Annotated in this window: 12 protein-coding genes, 1 pseudogene and 1 other annotated feature; of the genes and pseudogenes, 1 reads left to right on the top strand and 12 read right to left on the bottom strand. The window is 43.7% G+C overall.

Going from position 1 to position 15,926, the window contains the following annotated elements:
* Positions 1–97: 97 nt before the first annotated feature.
* The 7 genes and pseudogenes from tyrS to EI981_RS06310 all read right to left on the bottom strand — a co-directional run bounded on the left by tyrS (position 98) and on the right by EI981_RS06310 (position 8,834).
* Positions 98–1,357 carry a tyrosine--tRNA ligase gene (gene tyrS, locus EI981_RS06340; RefSeq protein WP_126996447.1) on the bottom strand — a complete coding sequence of 420 codons (1,260 nt, stop codon included), beginning with the start codon at positions 1,355–1,357 and terminating at the stop codon, positions 98–100.
* A gap of 98 nt (positions 1,358–1,455) precedes the next feature.
* Positions 1,456–1,675: a binding site (T-box leader), on the bottom strand.
* Between the two features lie 91 nt (positions 1,676–1,766).
* Positions 1,767–1,901 (bottom strand): annotated as a pseudogene (locus EI981_RS06335) (helix-turn-helix domain-containing protein); the annotation flags it as partial.
* A 249-nt stretch (positions 1,902–2,150) separates the two neighbouring features.
* Positions 2,151–3,056, bottom strand: coding sequence for an aldo/keto reductase (locus EI981_RS06330; protein WP_127004419.1), 906 nt, complete (start codon positions 3,054–3,056; stop codon positions 2,151–2,153).
* Between the two features lie 175 nt (positions 3,057–3,231).
* The gene (locus EI981_RS06325; RefSeq protein WP_126996443.1) at positions 3,232–4,782 is read right to left on the bottom strand and encodes a hydantoinase/oxoprolinase N-terminal domain-containing protein; all 1,551 of its coding nucleotides are present in this window, start codon (positions 4,780–4,782) and stop codon (positions 3,232–3,234) included.
* Positions 4,775–5,878: an S-methyl thiohydantoin desulfurase family protein gene (locus EI981_RS06320; RefSeq protein ID WP_126996441.1), complete on the bottom strand. Its 1,104-nt coding sequence runs from the start codon at positions 5,876–5,878 to the stop codon at positions 4,775–4,777. The genes EI981_RS06325 and EI981_RS06320 overlap by 8 nt, the downstream gene beginning before the upstream one ends.
* Positions 5,879–7,144, bottom strand: coding sequence for a cytosine permease (locus tag EI981_RS06315; RefSeq protein ID WP_126996439.1), 1,266 nt, complete (start codon positions 7,142–7,144; stop codon positions 5,879–5,881).
* Positions 7,145–7,268: 124 nt separating this feature from the next.
* The gene (locus EI981_RS06310; RefSeq protein ID WP_126996437.1) at positions 7,269–8,834 is read right to left on the bottom strand and encodes a PucR family transcriptional regulator; all 1,566 of its coding nucleotides are present in this window, start codon (positions 8,832–8,834) and stop codon (positions 7,269–7,271) included.
* 327 nt (positions 8,835–9,161) lie between these two features.
* Between EI981_RS06310 and EI981_RS06305 the strand changes: the two genes are divergently transcribed.
* Entirely contained in the window at positions 9,162–10,658 is a 1,497-nt protein-coding gene (locus tag EI981_RS06305; RefSeq protein ID WP_227011721.1) for a M14 family metallopeptidase, read from the top strand.
* A 114-nt stretch (positions 10,659–10,772) separates the two neighbouring features.
* Here the strand turns inward: EI981_RS06305 and EI981_RS06300 are convergent, their stop codons facing one another.
* From EI981_RS06300 to tatC, 5 genes are all read right to left on the bottom strand, one after another.
* Entirely contained in the window at positions 10,773–11,201 is a 429-nt protein-coding gene (locus EI981_RS06300) for a DUF2383 domain-containing protein (protein WP_126996435.1), read from the bottom strand.
* Positions 11,202–11,597: 396 nt separating this feature from the next.
* Positions 11,598–12,275 carry a hypothetical protein gene (locus tag EI981_RS06295; RefSeq protein ID WP_126996433.1) on the bottom strand — a complete coding sequence of 226 codons (678 nt, stop codon included), beginning with the start codon at positions 12,273–12,275 and terminating at the stop codon, positions 11,598–11,600.
* Between the two features lie 210 nt (positions 12,276–12,485).
* Entirely contained in the window at positions 12,486–14,114 is a 1,629-nt protein-coding gene (groL, locus tag EI981_RS06290; protein ID WP_126996431.1) for a chaperonin GroEL, read from the bottom strand.
* 65 nt (positions 14,115–14,179) lie between these two features.
* Positions 14,180–14,461 (bottom strand): co-chaperone GroES, encoded by a 282-nt coding sequence (groES, locus tag EI981_RS06285; RefSeq protein WP_126996428.1) that lies wholly within the window; start codon positions 14,459–14,461, stop codon positions 14,180–14,182.
* A gap of 692 nt (positions 14,462–15,153) precedes the next feature.
* Positions 15,154–15,912, bottom strand: a complete 759-nt coding sequence (tatC, locus tag EI981_RS06280; RefSeq protein ID WP_126996426.1) for a twin-arginine translocase subunit TatC — start codon at positions 15,910–15,912, stop codon at positions 15,154–15,156.
* Positions 15,913–15,926 lie beyond the last annotated feature (14 nt).

The raw sequence follows: 15,926 nt of genomic DNA, 5'->3' as shown, positions 1-15,926 counted from the left end.
GTTGGAATGAACAAAATTTGAAGTAAAAAAGCATAGCCCCTTTCTCCAATTGCAAGAAACAGGGCTATGCCTCTATTAAAATATCTGTTAATAAGTCCTACGCCAGTTTCACAAGATGATACTTCTTCTTCCCTTTACGGATAATGATGAAGCGGCCTTCAATAGCATGATCTGCGCTAACTTCGAACTCAAGCTCGCTGACGCGGTCTCCGTTCAAAGTGATAGCACCGCTCGTAATATCCTCACGCGCTTGACGCTTGGACGGTTCGATGCCAACATCGACAAGCCAGTCGACGATATTCTTGGATTCCTTAGATGCTTCGAAGGTTGGCATTTCCTTGAAGCCTTGTTCGATCTCATCAGCCGTCAGCGATTTGATATCTCCGCTGAAGAGCGCTGACGTGATCCGCTGAGCTTGGGCCAGCATTTCCTCGCCATGCACGAATCTTGTCATCTCTTCCGCAAGCGTAATTTGCGCCTCGCGCTTATGCGGCTCGGTTTTTACTTTTTCGGCCAGATTCTCAATCGTCTCTTTGTCCAGGAAAGTGAAGTACTTCAGGTATTTCACCACATCACGGTCATCGGTATTCGCCCAGAACTGGTAGAATTCATACGGCGTCGTCTTCTTCGGATCGAGCCAGATCGCGCCGCCGGCCGTCTTGCCAAACTTCGTGCCATCAGCCTTCAGCATCAGTGGAATCGTCAAGCCGAACGCTTTTGCCTCAGAGCCTTCTTTTTTACGGATCAGGTCCAAACCACTAGTGATATTCCCCCATTGATCGGAGCCACCGATTTGAAGCTGCACGTCTTCATTCTGGTAGAGGTGCAGGAAGTCCATGGACTGCAGAATTTGATAGGAGAACTCGGTGAAGGAGATGCCGCTCTCCAGACGGCTAGCAACGATATCCTTGGCAAGCATCGTATTGATGCTGAAGTTCTTCCCGAAGTCACGCAGGAAATCAATAACGTTCAATTCATGCGTCCAATCGTAGTTGTTCACCATGCGCAGTTGGTTGTCCCCGTCCGTCAGGAACAGCTTCTTCATTTGCGCGGTTAATGATTCCACATTCGCCTGCACCTGCTCCATCGTCTGCAGGGTTCGCTCCGTCTGGCGTCCGCTTGGATCACCGATCGTTCCTGTCGCTCCACCGATCAGAATTACCGGCTTATGGCCTGCTAATTGAAATCTCTTCAGCATCATAAAAGGAATCAAGTGTCCGATATGCATGCTGTCTCCAGTTGGGTCAACCCCGCAGTACAAGGAGATTGCCTTCTCTTCCGTCAGCTTGCGAAGCCCTTCCGCATCCGTCTGTTGATTAATCGCATCGCGCCATTGTAGTTCATCAATAATATTCATTTTCACTTCCGCCTCCCATATCATCTCTTATTCTATTAAGCTAGATATACGTGACTTCATCACCAACTAAAAAATCGCCCCCAGTCTGCATCAGCAGATCCAGGGACGATTCAATAACCGTGTTACCACCCAATTTGTATGAGAGCATTAACCTCATCATACCACTCACAGCTATGTATCGTTAGCTATCCCGCTTGGCATTACCCAAGATACTCCAGAGTGTAATTCGCCGGTTGAACAGTATGCTGCCAGGTTCCATCAACCCCTGGCTTTCTGAGAACAGTGACTGCCGCTACTTCGCTCTTTCAACGTATATCAAATATAGAATTATGAAAGATTATATTGAATTCAGCGAAGGTTGTCAAATCTATCAGATCGTTGTTCCGCATTTCTGTACTGCTTGGGGGTCACAAATATCCGATATCGAATATTGGGTAAGCGTTAGCAGCTTCATCGCTTCATGAATTCTCTCTCGTTGGATGTAGTCACTTAGCGAGATGCCTGCTTTTTTCTTGAACAGGCTAGATAAATAGTTCGGACTTAGGATTATTGTGACCTGATCACTCGGACATTTTTGACCGTTAGCGTTGATTCTTTGGGATTCTGCCCTTGTAACGGACAATTATGTCCATTACAAGTGGGAAAGTCGCGAAAAACCGCATTTTTTGCTTCTAATGGTCAAAAGTGTCCCTTAGAAGAGCGACATTGTTTTTATCGTACTCTAACCGTCATTTTTGACCGCATGTTACATGCGATCACTCTAGCTATAGGTTTTCCGGACAGCCCACTATCATTATCGATGCTGCTCATAGCGATTCGCTTCGCTAATCTGCTTAATCGCTTCTATCTCTTCTTGTGTCAGATGCGGAGTACGAGCTGCAGCAATATTCGCCAGCAATTGCTCCCGCGAGCTTGCACCCGGAATCACTGTCGCGACTGCAGGATGGCTGAGCGAATAACGAATCGCAAGCTCTGTCATCGTTCTATTACTTTCTCGGGCTACAGCACTTAGCCGTGTACGAAGCTTAATAATTTCTTCTGGCGAATAGTTCAAATAGCCTTTAGTTATCTCACGTTCAGTAGCAAGTGCCCCGCTAGCCAGTGGCCCTCTGGCAATAACGCCGATCCCCTTCTCATGCAGAAGCGGCAACACCTCTTCCTCGGGACGTCGATCAAGAATACTAAATTGATTCAGCACGCTGACCATTGATGATCGAGTTGCATACTCCCGAATCACATTGGGTCGAATAGAGGAAATCCCATAGTAACGTATTAAGCCTTCCTGCTTCAGCTCCTCAAATGCCTCGATCGTCTCATCGATAGGATCCTCGATTGTTCCCCCATGTAGCTGATACAGATCCAGATAATCGGTTTGCAATCGATGCAGACTATCCTTAATAGCTGATTTGATATAAGCCTTGCTAGGGTCCCAGACCCATCCTTCCCTTCCTTCAATCCGTCGATTCCCGGCTTTGCTAGCAATAACTACGCGATCACGCCTTCCCTTAATTGCCTTGCCTACCAGCTCTTCATTGCGTCCAGAATCGTACAAATCCGCCGTATCCAGAAAATTAACACCTTGATCGAGTGCTTCATGGATAATTCCAATGGCTTTGCGTTCTTCTGTTCCCAGAGACATGGAGCCAAGACCGATCTCGCTAACTAAAAGGTCAGAGAAGCCAAGTTGATTGAGTCTCATCATTAATCTAATCCTTTCCAGAAACTTTATAATAACTTATTATAACTTAATTAGCCTAACCTCATTGATAGAAGAAAAATGAACCTTAGAGTTAAGAATAAAAAAGAAGCCTCTCATAAATTTGTACAATTCATGAGAAGCTTCTGTAATAATCCTAAGCCGCCAAAGTATGCTTCTAACTCATTTTACCTACCACTTTGACTCTTAATCGAGTTGCATTTTCCGGGTGATAGGCGAGCGGTATCTCTTCAACTTCAACCAATTTTATCGTAGTAGGATCGGCTCCCGCAATTACCGCTTGTTTCACTGCTTTTTCCTCAGCATCCTTAAGCGACTGCTCTCGCGGTTCACGAGAATAAATGTAGATCTGTTCGTACTGTCCACTAATTTGTGAGATCGATGCACCGATGGCATTCGCAACTCCGCCGTTTTCGACTTTAACGATATCAGCTACTCCAGAAATCTCATCTGGAATAATCACGCTGCCTCCACCTACGAGTACGATCTGTACATCTTCGGAAGAAGTTTTCATCTTATCGATCGCTTTTGCTATGATCGAAGAAATTACGGATTGGACTTGTTTCGCAAACCCTTCATCGATATGACTGACTAAACTCTTGTCTCCCATGTCAGCTAGTCCGAGACGAACCGCGATGTCCGTCGCGGTCAAGGTGCTTCCACCAAATACAAGTGCTTCTTCTCCGATCTTATAGCCTACACTATCTGGACCAACCGTTATCTTACCACCCTCTGCACGCACAATGCTTCCACCGCCGAGCCCTACTGAGATGATATCTGGCATTCTAAAATTTGTGCGAATATCGCCTATTTCCACCGCTACAGAGGACTCTCTTGGAAATCCATCCTGCAAAACACCGATATCTGATGTCGTACCGCCTACGTCGATGACCATCGTATCTTTAATGTTCGCTAAATAGGAAGCTCCCCGAATACTATTCGTTGGTCCGCAAGCAATCGTAAGAATCGGGAATTGCTTGGCATATTCAATCGACATGAGCGTACCGTCATTCTGACATAGGTACACTTCAACATCTTTAATCCCTTCTGCTTCTAATGCATTAGCAAAACCCGTGGTAGTGGTTTCGATGACATGGCATAAAGCCGCGTTCAGAATCGTTGCATTCTCTCTTTCAATCAAGCCAACAGATCCGATCATAGACGAACAGGAAACCGTGTAGTCTTCCCCGTAGGCTTCCCAGATTAAGTCTCGCACCTTGAGTTCCTGATCATTTTTGATGGAGGAGAATACACCAATGATCGCAATAGCTTCTACTTTATCACGCCACTTCGCTAGCAGCTCGTTAATCTCCTGCTCATCGATCTCACTAAGCAATTGACCATCATATTCGTAGCCACCTTGGACTAGAGCATAGTTTCCGGTTAGTTTTTTTATCATGTCTTGAGGCCAAGCCGTATATGGAGGAACAGAAGCGGTAGCGGGGAATCCTAGACGGATTACACCAACTTTGGCCAATTTCTTCCGTTCAACAATAGCATTGGTGCACTGCGTTGTCCCAAGCATGGCATGCGAGATTTTCGTCTTATCAACATTCGCTTCCTTCAATACTTTTCGCAGCGACGTCACAATCCCTGTCTTTATATCTAGTGTCGTTGGGGATTTCACGCTATGGACTAACTGGTTATGCTCATCCAAAATAATAGCATCTGTATTCGTGCCGCCTACATCTATTCCAATTCTATACATGGCTAGCCACCGCCTTACTTATCAATTCTTCAATCGGAGCATAATCGTAATCATACCCAAAGTATCTCGGTCCTACCGTCTTGATTCCCATTTCGGTTCTCCACTTGGGATGCGCTGGCAACCCGATGACGCGTACGCGTTTTCCATATTTCAAACTCTCCGTTGTCACGGGAAGCAAGGTTTCATAGTCAACCAAACATATTAAATCCGGCGTCATCGCTATAACCTGACCGTTCTTCTCGGCAAGCAGGTTCTCATTCTGAAAATAAACTTTCATCTGCTCTTCTTTGTTCATCTCAATGCCTTCCAGGTTCATTTTCCCAAAATTAAAGCCGCCCTTCGTTTCCCGGATGACATCTGTTATTTTTCCCTGGAACAACTCATATCCAGATGTCAGACTTAAAAGCTGCTCAAGCTTGTCTTTTGCATCTCTATTTTTGGAAGAAATGATCTCTCCGATCTGCTCCGATAGGGTCACGATGTTATGGACACCACTTTTCTTGATTTGAGCTCCCGTCGTCGGATACAGGCTTACTAGAGCACTAGCCCCCATCTCCACCGTTGCTGTACGCGCCAAACGTTCCGTCCATTTATTGTCGATCGTTTCGAAGATACCGATGTTCCCTTTCTCATCTGTAATTGCGATCGGTGCAGCCGAAATGCCGTCAAGGTTGAACGTCACCATTTGCAACTCAGGAAATGCTCTTCCCATGCCATCGCAATCAATAAGCGGTAAATTCAACTGTGCTGCAACAACAATCGGAATCATAGAATTGACTCCGCCCGCTTCCATCGGAAATGTGCCTGTAATTTTCTCTCTGCCCAAATACTTGGCCAGCTTCTGAAACACCTTAACAAATTCGTCTCCTTTCGGAAACTTCTCCACCAATACGGAAGGAGCACCCATCATGGCAGAAGGGATGAAGAAATCCTCATCTTCAATTTCATCCACAGAGTAAAGTCTTACAGGTCCGTATTTTTCAATGGCTGAAAGAGCCATGAGTTTACCGATGTAAGGATCCCCTCCTCCACCTGTTCCTAAAAATGCAGCGCCTATGGCAATATACTCAATCGATTGTTTATCTAAATATCTCATTTAATTCCCCTCCAATAGGACTGACTTTCTGGCCATGATACGATAGCAAACCACATACATGACAAAAGAAATAATGATGCCGATTAATGGCTGATTCGATACTTGGGGTAAGCTTGGGAAGAAGGACAGAACGACAGGCATGCAAGCAATAATGGAACCGATCAGCCAGGAAATCACTCCCAGACGATTAACCCCCTCTGTTTCCTTCCAACGGTTCTTATCACCTTTATTCATAATCCAATAAGAAGCGACCATAACCCCTGCTACTGGCGGAACCATTGCTGACAAGACCGACATGACCGGCGTAAAATAATTCAAAATTCCGATCACTGCAAGCACAGTCCCAATGAGTCCCGCAACCCCTACTGCCCATTTCTCTTTATCCTTGGAAATATGCAGTACATTGGTGAGGGCAAATCCACCTGAGATCGCATTTACCATATTTGTTTTCCATGTAGCCAGGATTAACACTATACCCCCAATAAAAGGTGTTGTAATATTTATAAAGACAGCTGCAATATCACTAGTCTGATAAGCAAAAGATAGAATTGCACCCACACTAATCATCAATACGCCAGAAGGTACAATCCCGATTAGTGCGGCTTTCAATACATCGGAACGTTTTCTCGAAAACTGCGAATAATCGCCTGCAATAACGGCCCCTAAGGCAAATGAGCCTATAGTTACAGCTAGTCCATCCATGAAGTTCATTTGCTTCTCCGGCTGGTAGCTCCAAATATGATGAATGGAATCCATCGTGAACGCTTGGATTAAGCCATAGATACATATCACAATGAGTAGTGGCACTGCTATATAGCTAAGTACTCGCAGCACTTTAATACCGTACATTGCTGAAACGACCATAACCAGACCACTAATCAATGAAGCCAGGGGAACTGGGATTGTCATTCCATACTCCGCCAGCAGATTAGCCAGCGCTGCCCCGCATACATTAGCCTGAATCCCGAACCACCCGAGGCAAGCAATGGCGAGAATAATGGATAAAATGGTGCGCGAGCCCTTTTTGCCAAATACCTGAGCTGCGACTTGAACCGTTGATTTGCCGAGATCCGTGCTCTGAATGCCCTGAAGAATCATCAGGACAACAATAATGGAATAACCCAAAAAGGCGATCAATAATGTCTTAGATAAGCTCATACCTGCGATCAGCGTATTCCCAACCAGGAGGCCTGGTATACTAATCACCGCTCCGGCCCAAACCATCCCCAGGGTGAACCAAGACTGATGCTCTCCGTCCTTTCTCATATCATTTCTCCCCCTCGTTAAGTGAATTTTTCTTATTATAGAAGGATACATGGGATTACGTCTTTTTCTAAAACCCAAAAAAAATCCGTAATTTTTGTCATTTGGACAAAAGTTACGGATTAGACTAGCTGTGTATCAGTCGATAAATCATACAAGCAATGCAAACATCATAAAATTCGGAATTCACCGTTACATCATAACCAATTAATTCGCTGATCTTTTTAATGCGATATTTCACTGTGTTTTTATGCACGAATAGCATTTTTCCACAGGCATCATAATTCCCTTTGGCATCTAACAAAAAGGTCATGAGCGTCTTAAGCGAATCCGGATCACCCAGAATCGGATCAATAACAGCCAACCATTCCTCAAGGACTTCCTCTCCTTGTGAACTCATATCGATCGCTTGTTTCATCGAACGCATCTCAGCAGCCGTATACAATTTACGATGCTCATAAATCAGATGGACCTTCCGTCCCACACTGTTCACCAGCCGATACATACGCCGTACATCTTGCGTATTTCTCATTCTGGGAGCATAGACCATTTCGGATATAAGCGAGGCAGAATTCGTTGTGTCGATATATTCGGCTGCAATCTCATACTCATTGTACTTGTAAGAGCAATTTCCCATAAGGGCAATGATACAATGATCGACGGTTTGAATGACCGCTGTTTTGTAATATTTGAACAAATACTCTTCCAACTCTTCGCGAATCTGCTTTTCTTTTGACAAATCCTGAATAAATACGAGCCACATCATCTGAATGGAAGCGACATCTATATGGAGAAGATGAGCCAGTCTGCGCATTTTATCGCTCTCATCATTAATAATCGCTTTTACCAGGGCATATTCGCTGACCTCGTTATGCTTATCCCCCCACAGATTGATGGCCACCTGTACGACCTCGCTGATTTTATCGATGGTCTTCGCGGGTAGTTTTGAATTCTCTTTAATTAGAAATAGATACAGTACTTCTCCGTTTTTTTGATGAACACTCTTGTATTCCACATAGCAATCGCAATTAGATTCTGCTTGTCCCTTCACCCCATTTAATAAATAGGGAGCATAGACATCTATAAGATGAGCCACATCTAACGATGAATTACGAGGCCACATCACTTGATTCATAATCTCCATATGCGTGTTCGTCAGGATGATGTTCGCTTTCAGCCGATCAGACAGAAATTTAAGTGTAATTTCAACGCTTCGTGAGTGTTCTGGCAGCAAAGATACTTTCTCTAATGCTTCATTCACAAAATTATCGTTGAACGTCTGATTGTTCAGAACAATCGCTTCCATCACTTCATAGATCACTTCATTATAACGAAGTGAAAAATCATTTTCAGGCATGCAAATGATGATGAAATTTTTGGACTCTGCGAATTGCAGCACCTCTTCGGCTACTTCCGGAATAATGATTCCTACATAATATAGAATCAGTCCAACTTCACCGAGCCCATACAAATACTCAACCGCTTCACACTGCTTCTCTATACTATCTTTAATGGAGTAAAAAGAACTGATAACCATCTCTTCCGCATACCACTCTTCTTGAACCGAATTGACGATACGGGAGGAATAATCCGCGTTTGAAACCTCTAGTACGGATAAAGAGGAGACGGTACGGTGAAGATTACTCTTTCCAGTCAGTACCTTTGCTCCTCGAAAAGAAGGCAATTGCAGCATATCTTTTACAGTTATCCCATGTTACTCACCACTTCTTCTCTGTTATCTAAGGTTACTTCACGAAATGAATTACCGACCAATATATCAAATTAAAAGTAATATGTAAATTGATTCTTACTACCAGCTAGATGACTTCTAATCAACAACACAGAAACCATTATAATGGTGACCAGGTTCTCCCTTTATTATCCCCTAAACGTTCAATCTTAGGAAATTAGACCCGCTTCAATTCCAGTAAATGGATTGACTTAATGGGTATATTATCTTATACTCGCAACTATCACTAGACTTTATACATAATAACAGCTGAATGGGAGACGTGTAATATTGATTAAGTCACCAGTTCCAAAGACTACTCCATTTAAAAGAGTTCTATTCTTCTTCCTATGTTTGTTTCTAGTAGCCTCTTTTTTTGAAGTACCACAATCCGCTAAGGCATCTACATCTATCGTAAATCCTAACCAAATCTATTCTTATTCAATCTTGCAGAATGACATTAAGAGACTCACAGATGCCTATCCTGATCTAATATCTTATGAATCAATAGGACAGACGAAATATGGTCGGGAGTTATGGGCTATCAAATTAGGCCGGGGTGAATCCGTACTATTTCTTAATGGATCACATCACGCTAGAGAATGGATAACTACGTCTCTTTTAATGAAAATGATCGATACATATGCTGCTGCCTATTATGACAATGCAAAGATCTCGAAATATAACGTACGCGAATTACTAGATCACGTAAGCATTTGGTTTGTTCCTATGGTTAATCCGGATGGTGTAACCCTATCACAGCAAGGAACTACAGGTCTACCAGCAAATCTAGCGAAAACCTTAAAACAATACAATGGTAATAGCACGAACTTTAATCGCTGGAAAGCCAATATGCAGGGAATCGATCTGAATCGCCAATACCCAGCCCAATGGAACAATATTAAAAATACTAAAGCGTATCCTTGGCATCAAAATTATAAAGGTACTCAGGCAGCGCAAGCTCTAGAAGTACAAAGTATGATGGACTTTACATACAAGATCGACCCTGAACTTACGATTTCTTATCATAGTTCGGGACAGATCCTATTCTGGCACTTTAACACGCTTAGTAAAAATCTATCTAGAGATAAAGCTATAGCTACGGAGCTAAGCAAGCTTACAGGATATTCTCTTGTTCAGCCTGAGAAAAATCCTTCTGGTGGAGGCTATAAAGACTGGTTCATCCAAGAATTTGGCCGCCCTGGCTTTACCATCGAGGTGGCAGAATACGCCGGAGAACGAAGCGTGCCATTAAGTGCTTTTAATGGAATCTGGTCCGAAAATAAAGAGGTTCCGTTATTTACAGCGCAAAAATCTTATACTCTTTGGCTGGAGAAACAAAAGGTTCAGTATCTCCAGCAATCTATGAGTCTATTGGCAGAAACCAAATTGTATAGCAAGATTGGAGCTGCAGACAGCATATCCAATCTGAAGCCACAACAGGTTGAAGTGACAGCTCAAAAGGGCGACTGGTATCAGGTGGTTAGCAACCAGGGGACTGGTTGGGTTCAACCGTCACCAGGTAAGCTAGCCGTTGTTGAGGATATGAATGCCACCGCCGATCTTAAGGATAACGCTTATACCTATAAATATCCGGATGCTTTTTCCCCTAAGGTATCCACTCTGAGTCCACAAACCGTTCAGGTAATTGGGCGTTGGTCTGACTGGCTCCTTATCAATACTAACAATGGCAACTGGTGGATTGACGGTCGCCACATAGAGCTAAATCCGGCTCCTGAGGGAGCCGCCCCTGAAGTAGCGCCTGAAGGAGCAGTGGGAGCAGACTGATGCTGAGGTCCAAATAGTTACTGATTAAAAAAACAAAAGCTATCGCATGATTAGAAAATCTATTCATGTGATAGCTTATTTATTTTTAAGTCATATCTTGTTCCCTAGCTTCAACTAATCGATTAAACCCTTCAACAGCTCAACATGCTTTCGGTCCTGCTCCAAAATAGCATGGATCAGCTCGTAGCTTTCTGAATCGAGGTGACCTCTGACGATCTCCTCAGACATTTCAACAGCGTAGTGTTCTTCGCCTTTTAAAGCACTTTGTAGAATACTTTTCGTATCCTCGGGCATTTTCAGCTTGCTCATAAACCCTTGTACAGAACCGACAAACCCTTCATCGTCGGCTGGAACCTCACCAAGATTCTGGATTCTTTCTGCCACCCTCATCGCATGCCGTTTGTGATCCTGTTGAATTTGCTGGAACTGTGTCTTTATATCAGGCTCCTGCAATTTCTCGATAAAATGCTCATACGCATGGATTCCCATGTACCGCCCTTTTAGAAAAGTATTCAGCGACTTCACAACATTCTCATCAGTCATGGAGTATCCTCCTATCATCATTTCAATTAGCTCCGATAACCATAGATTTTACATGATTTCCATCAAATATACCGTGTTATGAATGTGGACTAGGAATATCAGCATATTGTCAGGAAAAGATCAAACTTGTAAAGGTATGTAGATAACAAAGAAGCCCCTCATCAGTCCTGATGAACTGGTGAGAGGCTTCTTTTTATAGCGAGCATATTGCATTGTGCTTTTGGGGCGCCTAAATATGGAGCCCTAATGTTATCAATTTATCTATGTTTTTCCAAACCTTGATTTATGTATTTAGTCGCTACTAGTCCCCTCATACTATGTGCTACAACACATAATTATAAGGCAAAGCAATATTAACTTAATCTTTTTTATCTATTTTATTCCACCTCGCATTATTTAAAAGTCAAATTCTTTACAAATATCAAATGGAGTACACTGGGTAATCTTATTGTCTTTATCCAAATTCAAACCAATAACATAGTCATTATTACTATTATAAAAGGATGAACTTAATGCACCAATATCAGGTGATTTGCCCAAAAATTTAATAATTTCCTCCTTCCGAATATCACCGTTATCTTTCCTTACTAAGACAACATATACTCTTTGGCCATACTCTTTCGTATCATTCTCACTAGTATTAATATCAATCTTATACGGAATGTCATTCTCTTCTATTATTTGATTAACTTCACTAAATACACGCTTCTGCGATTCTTGAGAAGGAATAGCTAGATTATGTTCCATTTTTGCCTGTATAATCTGTATAGCTGGTGCAGAAAGCAAAAAAATTAGGAAGACAATAATATTAATGACACTAAACATATCGCTATATCTTTTTCTCAACAAAATAAAAATAGACAGATATCCCCCTATCATTATTAAAAATAATAGAAGAGAAATTATTGAGGGCGTACTATTCAACGAAGCAATAAGCCCCCCTCCTGTTGACAATACTAATATGAACCCAAAGAAACCACTTATCCCTCCTAAAACTATACTTAATAATAAAAAACCTAACTTTTCGATAATAACGCCTCCTCTCCATTTACCACCTATATATACGTATAACACACTATCCCCTAAAGTTTACAACTTCAAAAACTATAAATCGTATTTTCATTGCTTTTATGTATTGTTATCTCCGTCAGTTTGATATTTGTAACCACACATAGACAAAAGAAGCCTCCTCAAGTTGATTAACTTGCGAAGGCCTCTTTTATCAATAACATAAAGCGTTTCTTACTCGGAAACGCTTGTTTGTATAAGGGGGCTATCCCCTTATTACATCATGCCGCCCATTCCACCCATGCCGCCCATGTCAGGCATAGCTGGCTTTTCTGGTTCTGGCTTATCAGCGACTACCGCTTCAGTAGTCAGGAACAGACCTGCTACGGATGCTGCATATTGTAGAGCGGAACGTGTTACCTTAGCAGGGTCTACGATACCTGCATCGAACATGTTCACCCATTCGCCAGTAGCTGCGTTGTAACCTACGCCTACTTCTTCCTTCTTCAGGCGTTCTACGATAACGGAGCCCTCTTCACCTGCATTTGCTGCGATCGTGCGAACTGGCTCTTCCAAAGCGCGAAGAACGATGCTTGCGCCTGTCTTCTCGTCGCCGCTCAGGTCAAGTGCTGCGACTGCGTTATATACGTTCACGAGCGCTACGCCACCGCCCGATACGATCCCTTCTTCAACCGCTGCGCGAGTTGCGTTAAGGGCATCTTCGATGCGAAGCTTGCGTTCTTTCAATTCGGTTTCTGTAGCTGCGCCAACTTTGATCACCGCTACGCCGCCAGCCAGCTTAGCCAGACGCTCTTGCAGTTTCTCCTTGTCGAACTCGGAAGTCGTCTCTTCCAGCTGCGCACGGATTTGGTTCACTCGAGCATCGATATCGGCTTTGTCGCCGTTTCCGTCAACGATTGTCGTGTTTTCTTTAGTTACGATAACTTGGCGTGCATTACCCAGTTGCTCGATTGTTGTGCTCTTCAGATCCAAACCAAGTTTCTCGGTGATCACTTGGCCGCCAGTCAAGGCTGCGATATCCTGTAACATTGCTTCGCGGCGGTCGCCGAAGCCAGGCGCCTTAACAGCTACCGCGTTGAACGTTCCACGCAGTTTGTTCAAGATCAGCACCGTTTGTGCCTCACCTTCGAGGTCTTCGGCGATCACAAGCAGTGGTCTCGATTGTTGAACGATCTTCTCAAGCAACGGCAAGATTTCTTGCGTGCTGCTAATCTTCTTGTCGGTGATCAAGATGTATGGATTGTCGAGGACAGCTTCCATCTTATCAGTATCTGTGATCATGTAAGGAGATACATAGCCACGGTCGAATTGCATACCTTCTACCACTTCAAGCTCCGTAAAGAAGCCGCGGGATTCTTCAACCGTGATCACACCGTCTTTGCCCACTTTTTCCATGGCTTCGGCGATTTGTTCGCCGATTTCTTCATCAGCCGCAGAGATCGCAGCTACTTGAGCGATCGATTGCTTGCCTTCGATCGACTTGGAGATCTTTTGCAGCTCTTCAACCGCTACTTTCACGGCTTTGTCGATCCCTTTGCGAAGACCGATTGGGCTTGCGCCTGCAGTTACGTTCTTCAAGCCTTCACGAATCAGCGCTTGAGCAAGTACAGTTGCTGTTGTCGTACCGTCACCAGCGACATCATTTGTCTTCGTCGCTACTTCTTTTACGAGCTGAGCACCCATGTTCTCAAAAGCATCTTCCAGTTCGATCTCCTTCGCGATTGTTACACCGTCATTGGTGATCAACGGGCTGCCGAATTTCTTCTCCAATACAACGTTGCGGCCCTTTGGTCCAAGTGTTACTTTTACTGCATCAGCCAAAGTATCTACACCACGAAGCATTGCGCGACGTGCTTCTTCACTAAATTTAATTACTTTTGCCATGAATAATTACCTCCCTATATTTTGAATCCTGCTGTTCAGTCGTTATATTCAAGCCAAGTTGCGTATTATTCAATAATCGCGTGGATGTCGCTTTCCTTCATAATCAAGTATTCCTTGCCATCATACTTCACTTCAGTACCAGCATATTTAGAGAACAATACACGATCGCCTTCCTTCACTTCCAAAGGAACACGAACACCATCATTTAATACACCGCTTCCAACTGCAATGATTTTGCCTTCCTGTGGCTTCTCCTTGGACGCATCTGGAAGTACAATGCCTAATGCTGTAGTCTCCTCTTGTTTGATTGGTTCTACCAGTACGCGTTCACCTAATGGTTTGATCATGAAAAAGAGCCTCCTTTAGTAATATTGGTTCAATGGTAAGCTTCCGCTTCAATAATTAGCACTCGATCCATCACAGTGCTAACAACATCTATAATGATAATAAAATCGCAAGTAAATTTCAAGTTTTCCCATTATCTTTTTTGCGCAAAACTTAGAATTGAGGTAGGAACCCGCATAGCGCTTATGGGTGGAGTGATAAAAAGAAAGAAGCCGCCGTCAGGCAGCCCCTCTTCTTGTCCCTTATCCATATGCATCCTACCAATAGGGATATGAAAAACCTAAAAAACTGCAAAAGTGCAGCTTTTCAACAATTTAACCGGGCTTTTCTATAAAAGCCTGCAAAAATGCAGGCTTTTCATCAAAATCCTTTAGAAATAAGCCAATTTCAAGAAAAAAACTGCATTTCTGCAGCAATTCTCTTCTCTTAGCTTACATTCCCCGCAAAAAGATGCATTTTTGCAGGGAATCGTATGCGATGCGGCCAATCAACGTCGGTACTTCGCAAATATGAGCATCATGCGACACCTCAACTTACACCAGCTGTGCATGATGCATTACCTCCCGGCGTCTCGCCGTGCACCAACTATACACAATGCATTAGTTCCCGGGCCACACCGTTCATCCGCTATGTGCAATGCGATAGTTCCTGACGCTACACCACGTTCATCTTCCAAATCCACACGTCACACTCCTTAGCTATACTCTTCCGCACGCTTGGCGTCTGCAGCCAACTGCTTCTTGTGTACCCGGCTGGACAGCAGCACGCTAATCTCATACAGGATAATAAGCGGGATCAGCACCAAGAAGGCCGAGAACAGGTCCGCAGGGGTGATCATCACTGAGATTACAACCAGTATAAAATAAGCTACACGGCGCATTTTACGCAGTAAGGTCGGGGTCAGGAGCCGTAGCTGCGTCAGGAACAAGATCACGATTGGCAGCTCAAATAACAGCGAGATTGGAAACACGATATTCATCAAAAACTTGAAATAGTCGGCCATTCCATAGGTCTCGATCAAACCAAGCTCCTTGTTCAGCCCGGCGGTAAACTTCATCGCTAGCGGGAATACCACGAAATAACCGAACGCAATTCCGATTAAAAAGCAGAGAAATACATAGGGAATATACCTTAGCGTCGCCTTTCGCTCTCTGGGTCTCAGCCCGGGACTAACGAATGCCCATATTTGATAGAGCGTAAAAGGCAGGGTAATGCCTAAAGCAACGACCATCGCTATTTTCATATATACGCCGACGCCATCCCAGAAGGAGAAAGCATTCAGCTTGATCTCCACGCCTGTTATCGAATTAATCGTCAAATATTGATAGATCGGATGAACGACAAAAAAAGCAGCGACGAGAACAAACGTGAACACGAGAGCCACGTAAATTAATCTCCGTCTTAATTCCGATAAATGCTCCACAATCGTCTCTGACTTCAGTTCATCAGCCATACTTGTCCTCCTTA

This window comes from Paenibacillus lutimineralis (genome assembly GCF_003991425.1).
GTDB classification, from domain to species: Bacteria; Bacillota; Bacilli; order Paenibacillales; family Paenibacillaceae; genus Fontibacillus; species Fontibacillus lutimineralis.
This window is presented reverse-complemented; position numbering and strand designations above follow the sequence as displayed.

Bases quoted from the DNA above. Each gene is read 5' to 3' on its own strand.
- EI981_RS06315 (WP_126996439.1), bottom strand. From the start codon at position 7,144: ATGAGAAAGGACGGAGAGCATCAGTCTTGGTTCACCCTGGGGATGGTT.
- tyrS (WP_126996447.1), bottom strand. From the start codon at position 1,357: ATGAATATTATTGATGAACTACAATGGCGCGATGCGATTAATCAACAG.
- groL (WP_126996431.1), bottom strand. From the start codon at position 14,114: ATGGCAAAAGTAATTAAATTTAGTGAAGAAGCACGTCGCGCAATGCTT.
- tatC (WP_126996426.1), bottom strand. From the start codon at position 15,912: ATGGCTGATGAACTGAAGTCAGAGACGATTGTGGAGCATTTATCGGAA.
- EI981_RS06300 (WP_126996435.1), bottom strand. From the start codon at position 11,201: ATGACTGATGAGAATGTTGTGAAGTCGCTGAATACTTTTCTAAAAGGG.
- EI981_RS06330 (WP_127004419.1), bottom strand. From the start codon at position 3,056: ATGAGACTCAATCAACTTGGCTTCTCTGACCTTTTAGTTAGCGAGATC.
- EI981_RS06325 (WP_126996443.1), bottom strand. From the start codon at position 4,782: ATGTATAGAATTGGAATAGATGTAGGCGGCACGAATACAGATGCTATT.
- EI981_RS06310 (WP_126996437.1), bottom strand. From the start codon at position 8,834: ATGCTGCAATTGCCTTCTTTTCGAGGAGCAAAGGTACTGACTGGAAAG.
- groES (WP_126996428.1), bottom strand. From the start codon at position 14,461: ATGATCAAACCATTAGGTGAACGCGTACTGGTAGAACCAATCAAACAA.
- EI981_RS06320 (WP_126996441.1), bottom strand. From the start codon at position 5,878: ATGAGATATTTAGATAAACAATCGATTGAGTATATTGCCATAGGCGCT.